Annotated in this window: 14 protein-coding genes; 8 read left to right on the top strand and 6 right to left on the bottom strand. The window is 71.5% G+C overall.

The features are described from left to right. Nucleotide 1: 1 nt before the first annotated feature. On the bottom strand, nt 2-271 hold the full coding sequence (locus KBY32_RS00865; protein ID WP_210978451.1) for a WhiB family transcriptional regulator: 270 nt from the start codon (nt 269-271) through the stop codon (nt 2-4). A 226-nt stretch (nt 272-497) separates the two neighbouring features. Here KBY32_RS00865 and KBY32_RS00860 point away from each other — a divergent pair, with 226 nt between their 5' ends. Continuing rightward, nucleotides 498-1,304 carry a VOC family protein gene (locus KBY32_RS00860; RefSeq protein WP_210978856.1) on the top strand — a complete coding sequence of 269 codons (807 nt, stop codon included), beginning with the start codon at nt 498-500 and terminating at the stop codon, nt 1,302-1,304. On the opposite strand, the gene KBY32_RS00855 is transcribed toward KBY32_RS00860, so the two are convergent. After that, nucleotides 1,301-2,338 carry a LacI family DNA-binding transcriptional regulator gene (locus tag KBY32_RS00855; protein ID WP_210978450.1) on the bottom strand — a complete coding sequence of 346 codons (1,038 nt, stop codon included), beginning with the start codon at nt 2,336-2,338 and terminating at the stop codon, nt 1,301-1,303. The two genes, KBY32_RS00860 and KBY32_RS00855, sit on opposite strands and share 4 nt — an antisense overlap. Nucleotides 2,339-2,433: 95 nt before the next feature. Next, a complete protein-coding gene (locus KBY32_RS00850) occupies nt 2,434-3,429 on the bottom strand; it encodes a multicopper oxidase domain-containing protein (protein ID WP_210978449.1) in 996 nt (331 codons plus the stop codon). A 178-nt stretch (nt 3,430-3,607) separates the two neighbouring features. On the opposite strand from KBY32_RS00850, the gene KBY32_RS00845 reads away from it, so the two are divergent. Next, nucleotides 3,608-6,085: a ThuA domain-containing protein gene (locus KBY32_RS00845; RefSeq protein ID WP_210978448.1), complete on the top strand. Its 2,478-nt coding sequence runs from the start codon at nt 3,608-3,610 to the stop codon at nt 6,083-6,085. Nucleotides 6,086-6,120: 35 nt separating this feature from the next. After that, nucleotides 6,121-8,286: an OmpL47-type beta-barrel domain-containing protein gene (locus tag KBY32_RS00840; RefSeq protein ID WP_210978855.1), complete on the top strand. Its 2,166-nt coding sequence runs from the start codon at nt 6,121-6,123 to the stop codon at nt 8,284-8,286. Here KBY32_RS00840 and ligD read toward each other — a convergent pair. Beyond that, a complete protein-coding gene (gene ligD, locus KBY32_RS00835; RefSeq protein WP_210978447.1) occupies nt 8,273-9,322 on the bottom strand; it encodes a non-homologous end-joining DNA ligase in 1,050 nt (349 codons plus the stop codon). The two genes, KBY32_RS00840 and ligD, sit on opposite strands and share 14 nt — an antisense overlap. A 74-nt stretch (nt 9,323-9,396) precedes the next feature. Here ligD and KBY32_RS00830 point away from each other — a divergent pair, with 74 nt between their 5' ends. Further along, nucleotides 9,397-10,467 carry an ATP-dependent DNA ligase gene (locus tag KBY32_RS00830; protein ID WP_210978446.1) on the top strand — a complete coding sequence of 357 codons (1,071 nt, stop codon included), beginning with the start codon at nt 9,397-9,399 and terminating at the stop codon, nt 10,465-10,467. 22 nt (nt 10,468-10,489) lie between these two features. Here the strand turns inward: KBY32_RS00830 and KBY32_RS00825 are convergent, their stop codons facing one another. Further along, on the bottom strand, nt 10,490-11,680 hold the full coding sequence (locus KBY32_RS00825; protein ID WP_055619196.1) for a zinc-dependent alcohol dehydrogenase: 1,191 nt from the start codon (nt 11,678-11,680) through the stop codon (nt 10,490-10,492). Nucleotides 11,681-11,917: 237 nt separating this feature from the next. On the opposite strand from KBY32_RS00825, the gene KBY32_RS00820 reads away from it, so the two are divergent. Next, nucleotides 11,918-12,883, top strand: coding sequence for a DUF3048 domain-containing protein (locus KBY32_RS00820; protein WP_258873031.1), 966 nt, complete (start codon nt 11,918-11,920; stop codon nt 12,881-12,883). A gap of 23 nt (nt 12,884-12,906) precedes the next feature. On the opposite strand, the gene KBY32_RS00815 is transcribed toward KBY32_RS00820, so the two are convergent. Beyond that, nucleotides 12,907-13,371, bottom strand: a complete 465-nt coding sequence (locus KBY32_RS00815) for a MarR family winged helix-turn-helix transcriptional regulator (RefSeq protein WP_210978445.1) — start codon at nt 13,369-13,371, stop codon at nt 12,907-12,909. 246 nt (nt 13,372-13,617) lie between these two features. Between KBY32_RS00815 and KBY32_RS00810 the strand changes: the two genes are divergently transcribed. Genes KBY32_RS00810 through pcaH form a run of 3 tightly spaced genes read left to right on the top strand, consistent with a single transcriptional unit; the run spans nt 13,618 to nt 15,829 of the window. After that, on the top strand, nt 13,618-14,400 hold the full coding sequence (locus KBY32_RS00810) for a CoA transferase subunit A (RefSeq protein ID WP_210978444.1): 783 nt from the start codon (nt 13,618-13,620) through the stop codon (nt 14,398-14,400). Further along, nucleotides 14,400-15,059, top strand: a complete 660-nt coding sequence (locus KBY32_RS00805) for a CoA transferase subunit B (protein ID WP_210978443.1) — start codon at nt 14,400-14,402, stop codon at nt 15,057-15,059. Before KBY32_RS00810 ends, KBY32_RS00805 begins: the two co-directional genes overlap by 1 nt. Then, a complete protein-coding gene (gene pcaH / locus KBY32_RS00800) occupies nt 15,056-15,829 on the top strand; it encodes a protocatechuate 3,4-dioxygenase subunit beta (RefSeq protein WP_210978442.1) in 774 nt (257 codons plus the stop codon). Before KBY32_RS00805 ends, pcaH begins: the two co-directional genes overlap by 4 nt. Nucleotides 15,830-15,831 lie beyond the last annotated feature (2 nt).

Raw genomic sequence — 15,831 nt, 5'->3', positions numbered from 1 at the left:
CTCAGGCCTGGCGCGCGGTGCGCCTGATCTCCAGGCGCTCCTTCTCGGACAGTCCGCCCCAGACACCGAAGCGCTCGTCGTGGTCGAGCGCGTAGTCCAGGCAGGCGGAGCGGATCGGGCACAGCCCGCAGATCCGCTTCGCCTCCCGGACGGAGCTGCCCGGCTCGGGGAAGAAGAAGTCCGCCCCGGTCTGTGCGCACAGCGCCCCCTCCTGCCAGGCCAGGTCGGCAGGGGTGATCGGCGGGAACGCCGTGGTCGTGTCGAAGTGCATGGGCCAGATCGTGCCGGGCGGCGAAAAACGTTCGATGAACGTGCGATCAACGCGGTGTCGCGGGGCCCCGGCCGCCTCGATGGTGCCGCTCCGCGCGGCCCGGCGCACGGCGGCGCGCGGGACCGGGCCCACGCCCCGGCGGACGGCGGCGTTCCGGCGGCGCCCGCCCGGACGCGGTGGAAGACTCGGCGGTGCAGACCCCGGGTCCCTTCCGAGGAGGGCGATGATGCTCACCACCCGCAATGTGACCGGAGCACCGAACTGGATCGACCTCGGCACCCCCGACCTCGACGGGGCCGGCGCCTTCTACGGCGGCCTGTTCGGCTGGCGGTTCCGGCCCGGCGGTCCCGAGTCCGGCGGCTACGGCTTCTTCCAGCTCGACGGCAGGACGACGGCCGGCGGGATGCAGACCTCCGAGGAGCAGGGGCCGCCCTCCTGGACGGTGTACTTCCGGACACCGGACGCGGACGCCACCGCGAAGGCGGCCGAGGAGGCGCACGGGTCGGTGCTGATGCAGCCGATGAACGTGCTGGACCAGGGCCGTATGGCCCTCCTCGCCGACAAGTCGGGGGTGCGCTTCGGGCTCTGGCAGCCCGGCGCGAACAAGGGCCTCGACGTCGTACGGGAGCCCGGGTCCCTGCGCTGGCTGGAGCTGTACACGACGGACGTACCGGCCGCCGCGGGCTTCTACAACGCCACGCTCGGCCTGGAGACCTTCGCCCTGGACTTCTACGGCGGCACCTATACGACCCTCAGCCCGGGCGGCGAGGGCGAGGACGCCATGTTCGGCGGTCTCGTCGACAAGGCCGACGATCCGGCGGAGGCGCGGGCGCCGTCGTACTGGCTGCCGTACTTCGAGGTCACCGACACCGACGCGGCCGTCGAGAAGGCCCGGGCGGCGGGCGGGACCGTGCGGATGCCGGCCACGGACCTCCCGGACGTCGGCCGGATCGCCAAGCTCGCCGACCCCTACGGCGCCCGCTTCGCGGTGATCAGAAGCGTGGACCGCCAGGGGGTGTCAGACACCCCCTAGGCGGAGGCGCGCCGGATCAGGGTGGTCGGCAGGACCACGCTGGACGGGGCGGCGGCGACGGGCTCGTCGGCGGGGCGGCGGTCGAGCTCGCGCAGCAGCAGCCGGGCCATCAGGCGTCCCATCTCCTCTATGTCCTGACGGACCGTGGTGAGAGCCGGGTCGGTCTGTTCGGCCACCGGCAGCATGTCGTCGAATCCGATCACGGCCACGTCGTCCGGGACCCGCCGGCCGGCCTCGCGCAGCACGCGCATGGCGCCCGCCGCGGTCAGGTCGTTGGCAGCGAACACGGCGTCGACGTCCGGGCAGCGCTCCAGCAGCTCGCGCATCGCGCGCTCACCGCCGGCCGGGGTGAAGTCGCCCTCGGCGACGAGCCGCGGATCGGCGTCGACCATGACGTCCCGGTACCCGTCCAGCCGGTCCACCGCGGACGTCTGGTCGAGGGCGCCCGCGATGTGCGCGATCCGGGTGCGGCCGAGTCCGGCGAGATGGCGCACGGCGTCGCGCGCTCCGCCCCGGTTGTCGACGTCGACGTAGACGACACCGCGGGTCTCGCCGCTCCAGCCGGGCCGGCCGCCGAACACGGTCGGCACCCCGGCGTTCTGGATCAGCACGGGCAGCGGGTCGTCGAGGTGCAGGGAGAAGACGAGCGCCCCGTCGACATGCCCGCCCGTGAGGTAGCGGGCGACGCGGGCGTGGTCGTCGCGGCCCTCGGTGAGCAGCAGGACGAGCTGGTTGTCGTGGGCGGTCAGCTCCTTGCTGATGCCCCGCAGCTGGAGCGCGAAGAACGGGTCGGCGAAGACCCGGGTCTCCGGTTCGGCGACGATGACCGCGACGGCGTCGTGCCGGCGGGTCACCAGGCTGCGCGCGGCCTGGTTGGGGACGTAGCCGAGTTCGTCGACCGCCTTGCGCACCCGTTCGACGAGGCGTTCACGGACGCCGTCGCCGCCGTTGACCACACGGGACACGGTGGCCCGTGAGACCCCGGCCCGGGCGGCCACGGCCTCCAGCGTGGGGCGCGGGGCGGTTTCGGTCACTTCACGGCTCCTCGTCGGCGGTTGCCGATCAGGATAGCCATGGCCGGGGCCGTTTGTGAGAGCGCTCTCGTAACCGTCTCCCCGGGCGGGGCCGCTCAGTGCTCGTGCGCCGTCCCCGTACCGCCCGTGGACGAGTCCTGTCCGTGGTCGTGCGGGTCGTATCCGGGGATCGTCCCGTCCTTCTTCCTGACCAGGAACAGCCCGACCATCCCCATGTCGGAGTGGCTCTGGACATGGCAGTGGTACATCCAGGCGCCCGCGCCGACGCCCTCGCCCGCGATCACCTGGAAGCCGAACGAGTCGGCCGGGCCGACGATCTTGTTGTCGACCACCTGGCTCGGGTCGTCGGGGCCGGTCAGCAGGCCGGTGCGATTGTCGGCCCAGCGGTGACCGTGCATATGGAACGTGTGGTAGTACTCGCCGTGCGTGATCACCACGAACTCGACGCGGTCGCCCACCGTGGCCTCGAAGTCCGGGCCGCTGTGCGCCGGTTTGTTGTTGATGAGCATGTCGTTGAAGACGATGGTGTGCGTCCTGTCCGGCAGGACGTCGCCCTTGCGCCGGACGACGACCGGCCCGTACAGGCCCTTGCGGATGCCGCCCGTGCCGTGTTCGGTGCCGACGACATGGTCGTGGTAGTGCCAGTAGCCCGCGCTGCCCGCCCGCCAGGTGCCGTCCGCGCGGCGGCCCGGGGCATGGGTGCGCCAGGTGTAGGTGCGGGTGGCGCCGGGCTCGACATGACTGCGGTTCAGCTTGGTGCCGTCGCTGGTGATCTCGTAGTCGAGGCCGTGGACGTGCAGGCTGGCGGGGATGTCCAGGGTGTTCTCGACCTCGATGTGCGCGGTGTCGCCCTCGTTGAGCTCGATCAGCGGGCCGGGGATCGATGCCTTGCCCTTCTCGAAGCCGTAGCCGAGCTGACCGTCGGCCAGTTTCTCGATGTAGAGCTTGAGATGGCGGACCTCACCTCCGGCCGGGGCGGTCCGCGCCGGTGATGCCGCGCCCGCCGCCTCGGGTACGGACGCCAGGGACAACGATGTCGCGACGGTCGCGCCGCCGAGCAGTACACGTCGGTTGAAACTGCGTCTGTCCATGCCGAACTCCCCACGGTGTTACGGAATTTACGGGGGTGAACCGGAGCGACGGTACCGGTCGCCCTCGCGTTTATCCACACTCAGGACAAAGTTCGTCCGAGTCCGGTCATAGGTATTGGCGAGTCGTTCAAAGCGGTCTAACTTCCTAGTCGCTGTTGCTGTGACCGTGGAGGTGCCCATGCACTTACGAGGGTTGAGCACGAGAAGACGTACCTGGGTGGCCGGTGTGGCTGCCGGGGCCGTCGCCGCCGGGCTGATGTCCGCGCCGGCGGCGACCGCGCGCCCGGCGCCGGATCCACCCCTGACAACGATGTCCATCAAGTCGCCGCCGGGCGGCGCGAATGTGCGGGTGCTCATCTTCTACGGGTCCGCGGCGGCCGGCGAGGAGTCGCCCGTCGTGAACGCCGGTATCGAGGCGATCGAGAAGATCGGCCTGTCCGGCCCCGCGGGGCAGCGCTTCGCGGTCACGGCCACCAAGGACGCCTCGGTCTTCACCGATGAGACCAAGCTCAGCCGCTTCAACGCGGTCGTGTTCCTCACCGGCGGCGGCGACGTCCTCGACCCCGAGCAGGAGGCGGGCCTCGAGGCGTACATGGAGGCGGGCGGCGGTTTCGTCGGCGTCCATGACGCGGCCCGCGCCGAGCCGTACTCGGACTGGTTCACCGGACTGATCGGGGCGCGTCCCGCGAGCGCGAGCCCGGCCACCGCGCAGCGCGCGGTCGTCGAGGTGGGCGACCGGCGGCACCCCGCCACCAAGGAGCTGCCGGTCCAGTGGAAGCGGCCCGACAAGTGGCTGAACTGGGCGAAGAACCCGTCCGGTGAGGTGCACACGGTCGCGCGGGTGCGCGAGTCGTCGTACCAGCCCGGGACCGGTGCCAACGGCTGGGACCACCCGGTGAGCTGGTGCCGTGACTACGACGGCGGCCGCTCCTTCTACACCGGCATGGGCGGCACGGTCTCCTCCTACGACGAGACGGACTTCCGCTCCCATCTGCGCGGCGCCCTGCTGTGGACGACACGGCTGGTCCAGGCCGACTGCAAGGCCACCATCACCGGCAACTACAAGGCGGAGCGGCTCACCCAGCCCAACCAGCCGGGCCAGAACGACCAGATCGGCGAACCGCACGGCCTGGTCACGGCCCCCGACGGGCGCGTCTTCTCCATCGGCCGGGGCGGCGCCGACTCCTCGCAGCCCGTGATCACGGACTGGAACAACCCGGACGTCGGCAAGGGCAAGGGCGAGATCCACGTCTACGACCCGAAGACCAAGAAGGTCACCCTCGCGGGGGCGCTCACCGTCTTCGGCAACAAGGGCGGCGGGGACGAGCTGACCAAGGTCGAGGAGGGCCTCCTCGGGATCGAGCTCGATCCGCGCTTCGAGGACAACGGCTGGGTGTACCTGCACTACACCCCGCACGCGCGGATCGACCGCGACAAGCGGATGGCCGAGCGGCGCGTCTCGCGCTTCACCCTCGACCGGGCGACGAACAAGCTGGACCTGGGCAGCGAGAAGGTGCTGCTCAAGTGGCCCGTGCAGATCCACAGTTGCTGCCACGCGGGCGGCGGGATGGCCTGGGACTCCAAGGGCAACCTGTACATCGCGACCGGCGACAACAACTCCAGCGGATTCAGCGGCGGTTACTCGGGCAACAACCCCGAGCCCAACTACAAGGGCGTGTCCTTCGCCGACGCGCGCCGCACCGCCGGCAACACCAACAACCTCAACGGCAAGATCCTGCGCATCCACCCGGAGCCGGACGGCACGTACACCCTGCCTGAAGGGAACCTCTTCACCGGTGAGGAGACGGCCGAGGGCGGCGGCAAGACCCGCGGCGAGATCTATGTGATGGGCGTCCGCAACCCGGCGCGCATCTCCGTCGACCAGCAGACCGACATTCTCTACGCCGGCTGGGTCGGCCCGGACGCCGGGGCGCCGTCGACGACCTGGGGTCCCGCCAAGTACGACACGTTCGCCGTCATCACCAAGGCGAGCAACCGGGGCTGGCCCTACTGCATGGGCAACAAGCAGCCCTACCGGGACCGCAATCTGCCCGACCCGAGCAAGCCGCTGGGCTGGTACGACTGCGACCACCCGAAGAACGAGTCGCCGAACAACGACGGCCTGGTCAACCTGCCGCCGGTCACCGGCAACAACATCTGGTACTCCCCGCAGGGCGGCGCCCCGGACTTCCCGCGCGACGCCAACGGCGTGCCGTCGTACAAGCAGGAGGAGGCCACCTACGCGCTGCCGTGGCTCAAGGGCGGCGGACAGGCGGCGATGAACGGCCCGGTGTACCGGTACGACGCGGACAGCTCCAGCGCCGCCAAGTGGCCGGCGTACTGGGACGGCAAGTGGTTCGTCGGCGACTTCTACGACTCCGACCAGCCGCGCAACGCGGTGATCACCGACCCGAAGAACCACGGGGACGGCGGCCTGCCGGTCCACTCCGAGTCGCTGAAGAAGATCGTGCCGATCGGCAACGACGGCATCAAGAACCTTATGGACTGGAAGTTCGGTCCGGACGGTGCGCTGTACGTGCTCGACTACGGCCGCGGGTTCTTCACCTCGGACGCCAAGTCGGCGCTGTGGCGCGTCACCTACACGGGCGGCGGGCCCACGCCGGCCGCCGGTCAGCTGGCGAGGGGGACGCAGTGACACGAAGAGCATGGGCGGCCCTGCTGGCCGCGCTGATGGTGGTGCTCGGCCTCCAGGCCCTGCCCGCGGCCGGACAGCCGCGGGCCGGGGCGGGGGCGGAGGCGGCCGCCGCCCAGGTCCTCACCTGGACCGCGGGCGACGACATCACGAAGTACGCCTCGGCGCCCACGACGGCCGTGGCGGGCCCGACGACGATCGTCTTCGAGAACAGCGCGGCGACCGGGAACACCACCGGGATGCCGCACACCCTGACGTTCGACACGTCGGACGTCGAGTACAACGACGACGTGCAGCTCAACATCCTGGCGAACCCGAACGACGACCAGGGCGGCCGGCACACGGCGGAGGTCACGCTCACCCCCGGCCGCTACCGCTACCACTGCACGATCCCCGGCCACGGGCAGATGCAGGGCACCCTGATCGTCACCGAGGGCACCGGCGAGGACACGACGGCCCCCGAGGCGTCGGCCCACGTCAGCGGGACGCAGAACGCGCAGGGTGAGTACGTCGGTTCGGCGAGCGTGGCCGTCCACGCCACCGACGAGGAGGGCGGCTCCGGCGTGGACCGCGTCGAGTACGCGCTCGGCGACGGCGCTTGGCAGCCGTACACCGCGCCGGTCGTGGTCGACCAGGTCGGCGACCACACGGTCCGCTACCGGGCGCTGGACAAGGCGGGGAACGTCTCGGCGGAGAAGAGCGTCACCTTCACGGTGGTGGCGCCGCAGTCCGACGACACGACCCCGCCGGAGACGTCGGCGACGGTCAGCGGCGACAAGGACGCCGACGGGGCGTACATCGGCATGGCGACCGTCACGGTCTCCGCGTCCGACACCGGTTCCGGGGTCAACGGCGTCGAGTACGCGCTGGGCGACGGCGCCTGGCAGCCGTACACCGCGCCGGTGATGGTGCACGAGCCGGGCGGCCACACGGTCCGCTACCGGGCGACGGACAAGGCGGGCAACGTGGCGCCCGCCAAGGACGTGCGGTTCACGGTCGTGCCGGCGCCGGAGGACGACACGACGGCACCGGTGACGGGTGTGACGGTCGAGGGCACGAAGAACTCGTCCGGGGCGTACGTCGGGAACGCGAAGGTGACCGTCACGGCCACCGACGAGCACCATGGTTCGGGCGTCGACCGGATCGAGTACTCGATCGACGCCGGTCCGTACCTGGCGTACACCGCGCCGGTCGTCGTGGACCGGGCCGGCACCCACACGCTGGCCTACCGGGCGACCGACAAGGCGGGCAACACCTCCGCCGCCCGCACGGTGACCTTCACCGTGGTCTCCAGTCAGGTCCCGGCGCCCAACTGCCCGGAGTTCGACGAGCGGCTGACGGTGATCGTGGGCACGGTCGACTCGGGCGTCCCGAACCGGCTCACCAACAGCCGGTGCCGGATCAACGAGCTGATCGAGGACGAGAAGGAGTGGACGTCGCACGCGCTGTTCGTCAAGCACGTGACCTCCGTCCTGGACAAGCTCCTCAAGGAGGGCGTCGTCGACCAGCGCGAGTACCGGGCGATCCGCAAGGCCGCCCGGCAGTCCGGGATCGGTGAGCCGGGCCAGACGGAGGGGTACCGCACGATCCTCGACGGCAGCCCCGAGTCGTTCGCCAAGTGGCAGCAGGTGGGCGGCGGTTCGTTCGCGCCGAACGGCGACGGGTCGATCACCAGCGGCACCAGCAGGCCGGGGCTGGGCATGCTGTGGTTCCCGGAGCGCAAGTACGGCGACTTCTCGCTGAAGCTCCAGTGGCGGGACGACGCTCCGGGCACCGGCAACGCCAACTCCGGTGTGTTCGTGCGCTTCCCGTGGATCCACGACCACCCCGAGGAGCCACGGCCGGAGTGGGCGGCCATCAAGTTCGGGCACGAGATCCAGGTGTTCGACTCGCCCACCGGCGACATGTACAAGACCGGGTCGGTCTACGGCTTCGACCGGGTGGGGCTGGCCGGTGCCGGCGTCACCCAGAAGGGCACGTGGAACGACTACGAGATCCGGGTGGTCGACCAGCACTACTCGGTCTACCGCAACGGCGTGCTGATCAACGAGTTCGAGAACACCGGCGGCCAGGTCTTCGAACCGCCGCGCTCGGACGACCCGGGCACGGACGGCCGGCGGTTCGCCTCCGGCTACATCGGGCTCCAGGTGCACGGCACGACGGACGTGGTCTCGTACCGGGACGTCCGGATCAAGGAGCTGTAGGCTCCGGCGGCGTCTCCTCGTGAGGCGCCGCCTTCCTGGCCCGGCTCGGCTGTACCCGCTTGGGTTCCCCCGGCATCTTCGGATACTCGGGCGGGTACGGCAGATCGCCGAGGCCGTGGTCGCGCTCGTCCTGGTTCGCGAGGTCCAGCAGCGCGTCCAGCGAGAAACGGTGGTCGTCCATGTCGGCGTGCACATCGCCGAGTTCGGCGAACCGGGCCGGCATGGTGGCGATGTCGAAGTCACGCGGGTGGGCGGTGCCCACCTCCTCCCAGCGCAGCGGTGCCGAGACGGGGGCGTGCGGCCGGGCCCGTACCGAGTAGGCGGACGCGATGGTGCGGTCCCGGGCGGTCTGGTTGTAGTCGAGGAAGATGCGCTCGCCGCGCTCCTCCTTCCACCACTTGATCGTGACCCGGTCCGGCATCCGGCGTTCCATCTCCCGGCCCACCGCGATGGCGGCGCGCCGGACCTGGGTGAACGTCCAGCGCGGCTCGATCGGCACGAAGACGTGCAGCCCGCGCCCGCCGGACGTCTTCGGCCAGCCCCGCAGGCCCCCGAACTCGTCGAGCACGGCCCGCAGTTCATGGGCGGCGCGCACGGCGTCGTCGTAGTCGGTGCCGGGCTGCGGGTCGAGGTCGATGCGCAGTTCGTCGGGGTGATCGACGTCCTCGCGGCGGACCGGCCAGGGGTGGAAGGTGAGCGTGCCGTACTGGGCGGCCCAGACGACGGCCGCCTCCTCGGTGGGGCACATCTCGTCGGCGCTGCGCCCGCTGGGGAAGGTGATGTGGGCCGTGGGGATCCAGTCGGGCATGTTCTTGGGCGCCCGCTTCTGGTAGAACCACTCGCCGTTCACCCCGTCGGGGTAGCGCTCCAGGGTGGTGGGCCGGTCGCGCAGGGCGCGCAGGATGCCGGGGCCGACGGCGGCGTAGTACTGAGCGAGGTCCAGCTTGGTGAAGCCGCGCTCCGGGAAGAAGATCTTGCCGGGGCTGGACAGCCGTACGGTCCGTCCGCCCGCCTCCAGTTCCACCGCTTCGCCCATGGCCGCCACGGTAGGCGTCGCACGGACGCCTCGCACATCGGGCGGGTGCGGCCGGAGCCCCGCAGAATCGGACCATGGACCTGCCGGTGATGCCGCCCGTGAAGCCGATGCTCGCCAAGTCGGTGACGAAGATCCCGCCGGGCATGCAGTACGAGGCGAAGTGGGACGGCTTCCGGGCGATCGTGTTCCGCGACGGCGACGAGATCGAGCTGAGCAGCCGTACCACGAAGCCGCTGACCAGGTACTTCCCCGAGCTGGCGACGGCGCTGAAGGAGCGGCTGCCCGAGCGGTGCGTGGTGGACGGGGAGATCGTGATCGCCCGGGAGGGGCGGCTGGACTTCGACGCGCTCACCGAGCGCATCCATCCGGCGGACTCCCGGGTGCGCACGCTGGCCGAGCGGACCCCGGCGTCGTTCGTGGCGTTCGACCTGCTGGCCCTGGACGACGCGTCGCTGATGCGGGCGCCCCTGACGGAGCGCAGGGAGCAGCTGACGTCGGCGCTCTCCGGGGTGACGGCACCCGTGCACGTGGCGCCCGCGACGACCGACATCGAGACGGCCCGGGGGTGGTTCGAGCAGTACGAGGGGGCCGGTCTCGACGGGGTCGTCGCCAAGCCGCTCACCCTGCGCTATCTGCCCGACGAACGCGCCATGTACAAGATCAAGCACGAGCGGACGGCGGACGTCGTCGTCGCCGGCTACCGCCTGCACAAGAGCGGCCCGGTCGTCGGCTCGCTGCTGCTCGGCCTGTACGACGACCGGGGCGCCTTGCAGCATGTGGGGGTGTCGGCGGCGTTCCCGATGAAGCGGCGGGCCGAGCTGATCGACGAGCTGGAGCCGCTGCGGATGGACGATGTCTCCGGGCACCCGTGGGCCGCCTGGGCCGAGGAGGCGGCCCATGAGTCGGCCCGGCTGCCGGGGGCGCCGAGCCGCTGGTCGGGCAAGAAGGACCTGTCCTGGGTGCCGCTGCGGCCGGAGCGGGTCGCCGAGGTGGCGTACGACCACATGGAGAACGGCGCCCGGTTCCGGCACACGGCCCGCTTCCGCCGCTGGCGCCCGGACCGCACCCCCGAGAGCTGCACGTACGCGCAACTGGAGGAGCCGGTGCGCTACGACCTGGCGGAGATCTTCGCGCCGCCGGGGTGACCGGGCGCCCCGGTGGTACCGGTCAGGGCTTCATCAGCACCTTGACCGCGCCGTCCTGCTTGCGCTGGAACATCTCGTAGGCGTGCGGGGCGTCGCTCAGCGGCACCCGGTGGGTGGCGAAGTCGTCGACGCCGAGCGGGTCCTCGTCCGTGAGGTACGGCAGGATCTCGTCGGCCCAGCGGCGCACGTTGGCCTGGCCCATCCGCAGCTGGATCTGCTTGTCGAACATGGTGAGCATCGGGAGTGGGTCGGCCATGCCGCCGTACACGCCGGACAGCGAGATGGTGCCGCCGCGCCGGACCAGCTCGATCGCCGTGTGGAAGGCGGCCAGCCGGTCGATGCTGAAGCGCTCGGCGAACGGGCCGCTGATCTTGCGCGGCATGATCGCGGCGGCCGACTGGGCCAGCTTGGCGGCGGCGCTGCCGTGCGCCTCGGTGCCGACGGCGTCGATGACGGCGTCCGGTCCGCGCCCGTTGGTGGCGTCGCGGATGGCGGTGACGAGTTCCTTCTCGTCGTCGAAGCTGCGCAGGTCGTAGGTCTCGACGCCCCGCTCGCGGACCCGCTTCAGCCGCTCGGGCACCAGGTCGACGCCGAACACCTGGCCGGCGCCCAGGAGCCGGGCGACCCGGCAGGCCATGTCGCCGATGGGGCCGAGGCCGAGGACCGCGACGCTGCCGCCCTGGGGGACGCCCGCGTACTTGACCGCCTGCCAGGCGGTGGGCAGCACGTCGGAGAGGTAGACGAACCGGTCGTCGGCGGGCCCCTCCGGGATCTTGATGGGGCCGAACTGGGCCTGCGGGACGCGCAGGTACTCGGCCTGGGCGCCCGGCACCGCGCCGTACAGCCGGGTGTAGCCGAACAGGGCCGCGCCCATGCCCTCGCTGCTGACCTGGGTGGTCTCGCACTGGGTCGGCAGGCCGGTCAGGCACATCCAGCAGTCGCCGCAGGCGATCTGGAACGGCACCACGACCCGGTCGCCCGCCTGGAGGTCCGGCACCCCGGCCCCGACCTCCTCGACGATGCCCATCGGTTCATGACCGAGGATGTCGCCGGGTGTCATGAACGGCGTCAGCACCTCGTACAGATGCAGGTCGGAGCCGCACAGTCCGGACGACGTGATGCGGATGACCGCGTCGGTGGGTTCCTCGATCCTGGGATCGGGCACGTTCTCCACGCGGACGTCCCGCTTCCCCTGCCAGGTCACTGCCCTCATCGCCCCGCACTCCCTCCGTCGCCTGTGCGCGTTCGTGCGTGGCGCCCGGGTACCCCTGGCTCCCCCACCGAACCGCGCGCCGGTCCCGGGCGAGGGGGGTGGGCCGTCCGGCCGCCCTGGTGATGGGCCGATCGACGGACGGGCGCACAGGAAGGCATCCGACCGGGTATGGCCCCTATGAACCGATAAGCGCACTATTTATGACATGGACAGGGTGGGTGGGCTCGGGTGACGACGGTGAGCGGACGACAGGCGCGCGGCCGGCGCGTCACGAGCGTGGCGGCCCTGGTCGCCGCCGCCCTGACGGCCTCCCTGGCGGCGGGCTGTACATCCGGGCCGGGCGACGACGGCCGCGGCCGGACACGGTCGCCGGACATGAGCGCGGGCCAGGCGTCCGTCCTCGCGGTGAAGATCGACAACGTCCGTGCCGCCCGCCCCCAGACCGGCCTGAACGCCGCGGACGTCGTGTACGTCGAGCAGGTCGAGGGGGGCTTGAGCCGGCTGATGGCGGTGTACGCGTCCCGGCTGCCGAAGAGCGTCGGGCCCGTGCGCAGCGCCCGGGAGTCCGATCTGGAGCTCCTCGCGCAGTTCGACCGGCCGACGCTCGCCTTCTCCGGGGCGCAGAGCAAGCTGCTGCCGCTGATCGACAAGGCGTCCCTGCGGGCGCGGCCGCCCGGCACGGCGTCCGGCGCGTACGTCAGGGACCCGGACCGGCGCTCCCCGCACAACCTGTATCTGCGGCCGGACCGGCTGATGCCCGCAGCGCCGGGCGCGGACGCCCTGACGACAGGCTTCCGCTTCGGCGCCGCCCCGGACGGCGGCCGTGCGACGGCCTCGGAGACGGTGCGGTACCCGGCCGCCCGGTACACCTTCACGTGGTCCCCGGACCGCGGGCGCTGGCTGGTCGGCATGGACGGCAGGGCCGCCGCGACGACGGACGGGGGCCGGATGGCGGCGGCGACGGTCGTGGTGCAGGAGGTGAAGGTACGGCCCTCCGCGTACCGCGACTTCCTCGGCAACAACACGCCGTTCACCGAGACGGTGGGCTCCGGGAAGGCGCGGGTGCTGCGCGACGGACGTGCCTACGACGTGCGGTGGAAGCGCCCGAAGGCCACGGACGGCACGACGTTCACGACGAAGGACGGCGACCCCGTGAAGTTCCGGCGGGGCCAGGTGTGGGTGCTGTTCACGAAGGCGTCCTGAGCGGTCACGGGCGTCCGCGTCGCTCAGGGCTGCCGTACGGCGGGCTCCCCCGGGTTGCGCAGCCCCTCCGCCGCGTCCGCGACCCGCCGGATCAGGTCGAGGAACAGGGTCTGCTCCTCGGCGGAGAGCGGGGCGAGGAAGACCTGGTTCATTCGCGCGGTGCGCACGGTCAGCCGCTTGTGCGTACGCAGCCCCTCGTCGGTGAGGCGCAGCAGGGAGCGGCGCCCGTCCTGCGGGTCGCGCACCTTGTCGAGCAGTCCGCGGCGCCCGAGCCGGCTGATCACCTCGGCGATGGTGGACCGGTCGAGCCCGACGCGCTCCCCCACCGTCCGCTGGTCGAGGCCGGGCTCGGCGACGAGGGTGTTGAGGACGGCGAACTGGGGCGAGGTGATCTCCTCGGAGACCATCGTGTTCCACAGCAGGTGGTGCGCCTGCTGGAGCCGCCGGGCCAGATGCCCGAGGTGGGTGCCGAGGTCCACGGCGGCCATGCGCGCTCCCTGACGTCTCGTCCCGGCTGGGTTCGTCGGTTTGTTTGTCGGTGCACTGAACGATACCGGATCGCCTCAGCGGCGTCCCCCGTCCGGAGAGCCGCCGAATCGGCTCAAGGGCGGGGTATTGACGTCCTCTCCCCCACGGTGGCAGCGTGAGTCGCACCTCGTGAAGATGCTCAGTGCGCTGACTACTTCGGCCGGCGTCCAGGCCGGCAGGCGCTCGGAAGAGATGGGGCTTCTCGGATGGACAAGGTGGTCGCCACGGCCCTGGAGGCGGTGGCCGACGTGGGCGACGGGTCGTCGCTGGCCGTGGGCGGCTTCGGCCTGAGCGGTGTGCCGAACGTGCTCATCCAGGCGCTGTACGAGCGCGGTGTGTCCGGGCTCGCGGTCGTCTCCAACAACTGCGGCGCGATGGAGTCCGGGCTGGCCGTGCTGCTGGCGGCGGGACGGATCGCCCGGGTCACCGGCTCCTACATCGGCGCGAACAAGGAGTTCGCCCGGCAGTATCTGTCCGGGGAGCTGGAGGTGGAGATGATCCCGCAGGGCACGCTGGCCGAGCGGCTGCGGGCCGGCGGCGCCGGCATCCCCGCCTTCTACACTCCGGCGGGGGTCGGCACCCAGGTCGCCGACGGCGGGCTGCCCTGGCGCTACGACGGTTCCGGCGGGGTCGCGCTCGCCTCGCCGCCGAAGGAGATCCGCGAGTTCGACGGCACCCAGTACGTACTGGAGCGCGGTATCCGCACCGACTTCGCGCTGGTCCGCGCCGCCCGGGGCGACCGGCACGGCAATCTGGTGTTCGCCAAGTCCGCCCGGAACTTCAACCCGCTGGCCGCGATGGCCGGGCGGATCACGATCGCCGAGGTCGAGGAGCTGGTCGAGCCCGGCGGCATCGACCCGGACGCGGTCCATCTGCCGGGGATCTTCGTGCAGCGGGTCGTGACGCTCACCCCGGAGCAGGCGGCCGACAAGGGCGTCGAACGGCGCACGGTGGCGCCGCGCACGGCGCGCGGGACGGTGGACGGCTGATGGCGTGGACACGCGAGGAGATGGCCGCGCGGGCCGCCCGCGAGCTGCGGGACGGGCAGTACGTCAACCTGGGCATCGGACTGCCGACGCTGATCCCGAACCATCTGCCGCCGGACGTCGAGGTCGTCCTGGAGTCCGAGAACGGCATCCTCGGCACGGGGCCGTACCCGGACGAGGACGAGGTCGACCCGGATCTGATCAACGCCGGCAAGGAGACCGTGACGGTCCTGCCGGGTGCCTCCTTCTTCGACTCGGCGCTGTCGTTCTCGATGATCCGGGGCGGGCACATCGATGTGGCCGTGCTGGGCGCCATGCAGGTGTCCGAGCGCGGCGACCTGGCGAACTGGGCCGTCCCCGGCCGGATGATCACCGGCATCGGCGGCGCCATGGACCTGGTGCACGGCGCCCGCACGGTCATCGTCGTGATGACCCACACCGCCAAGGACGGCTCCCCGAAGATCCTGCGGGAGTGCACGCTGCCGCTGACCGGCCGGGCGTGCGTGGACCGGATCGTCACCGACCTCGGCGTCCTGGACGTGACCCCGGACGGGCTGCGGCTCGTGGAGACCGCGCCCGGTGTCGGCGCCGAGGAGATCGCCGCCCGCACCGGTGCCCCCTTGATCACGGATGTCGACGACCCCCGAGGAACGACCCCATGACGCTCACCCAGCACGACATCGACCAGGAGATCGCGGCCGAACGCGCCGCCTATCAGAAGCGGATCGCGGACGGGGCGCCCGTCGAGCACCATCCGCGCCGGGACTACGCGCCGTACCGCTCGTCGCTGCTGCGCCACCCCAAGCAGCCGCCGGTCGCCATCGACGTCACGGCGGACCCGGAGCTGGTCGAGCTGCACTCCCCCGCCTTCGGTGACCGGGATGTCACCGAGATCGACAACGACCTCACCCGGCAGCACACCGGTGAGCCCCTCGGGGAGCGGATCACCGTCGCGGGGCGGCTCCTGGACCGTGCCGGGCGCCCGGTGCGCGGCCAGCTCATCGAGATCTGGCAGGCCAACGCGGCCGGCCGCTACGCCCATCGGCGCGAGCAGCACGACGCCCCGCTGGACCCGAACTTCACCGGGGTGGGCCGCACCCTCACGGACGCCGACGGCCGCTACCACTTCACGACCATCCAGCCGGGCCCGTACCCGTGGCGCAACCACCTCAACGCCTGGCGGCCCGCCCACATCCACTTCTCGATGTTCGGCTCGGCCTTCACCCAGCGGCTGGTCACCCAGATGTACTTCCCGGCCGACCCGCTGTTCCCCTACGACCCGATCATCCAGTCCGTGACCGACGACGCCGCCCGGCAGCGGCTCGTCGCCACCTATGACCACAGCCTGTCCGTACCGGAGTTCTCGATGGGCTACCGCTGGGACATCGTGCTCGACGGGCCGAACGCCACCGGGCGGGAAGAGGGGCACTGAGC

Source organism: Streptomyces sp. RK62 (assembly GCF_018070255.1).
In the GTDB taxonomy this organism is placed as follows: domain Bacteria; phylum Actinomycetota; class Actinomycetes; order Streptomycetales; family Streptomycetaceae; genus Streptomyces; species Streptomyces nigra.
This window is presented reverse-complemented; position numbering and strand designations above follow the sequence as displayed.

Bases quoted from the DNA above. Each gene is read 5' to 3' on its own strand.
- KBY32_RS00815 (WP_210978445.1), bottom strand. From the start codon at position 13,371: ATGGCCGCCGTGGACCTCGGCACCCACCTCGGGCATCTGGCCCGGCGG.
- KBY32_RS00840 (WP_210978855.1), top strand. From the start codon at position 6,121: ATGGTGGTGCTCGGCCTCCAGGCCCTGCCCGCGGCCGGACAGCCGCGG.
- KBY32_RS00810 (WP_210978444.1), top strand. From the start codon at position 13,618: ATGGACAAGGTGGTCGCCACGGCCCTGGAGGCGGTGGCCGACGTGGGC.
- KBY32_RS00825 (WP_055619196.1), bottom strand. From the start codon at position 11,680: ATGAGGGCAGTGACCTGGCAGGGGAAGCGGGACGTCCGCGTGGAGAAC.
- KBY32_RS00845 (WP_210978448.1), top strand. From the start codon at position 3,608: ATGCACTTACGAGGGTTGAGCACGAGAAGACGTACCTGGGTGGCCGGT.
- ligD (WP_210978447.1), bottom strand. From the start codon at position 9,322: ATGGGCGAAGCGGTGGAACTGGAGGCGGGCGGACGGACCGTACGGCTG.
- KBY32_RS00850 (WP_210978449.1), bottom strand. From the start codon at position 3,429: ATGGACAGACGCAGTTTCAACCGACGTGTACTGCTCGGCGGCGCGACC.
- KBY32_RS00830 (WP_210978446.1), top strand. From the start codon at position 9,397: ATGGACCTGCCGGTGATGCCGCCCGTGAAGCCGATGCTCGCCAAGTCG.
- KBY32_RS00805 (WP_210978443.1), top strand. From the start codon at position 14,400: ATGGCGTGGACACGCGAGGAGATGGCCGCGCGGGCCGCCCGCGAGCTG.
- pcaH (WP_210978442.1), top strand. From the start codon at position 15,056: ATGACGCTCACCCAGCACGACATCGACCAGGAGATCGCGGCCGAACGC.
- KBY32_RS00860 (WP_210978856.1), top strand. From the start codon at position 498: ATGCTCACCACCCGCAATGTGACCGGAGCACCGAACTGGATCGACCTC.
- KBY32_RS00865 (WP_210978451.1), bottom strand. From the start codon at position 271: ATGCACTTCGACACGACCACGGCGTTCCCGCCGATCACCCCTGCCGAC.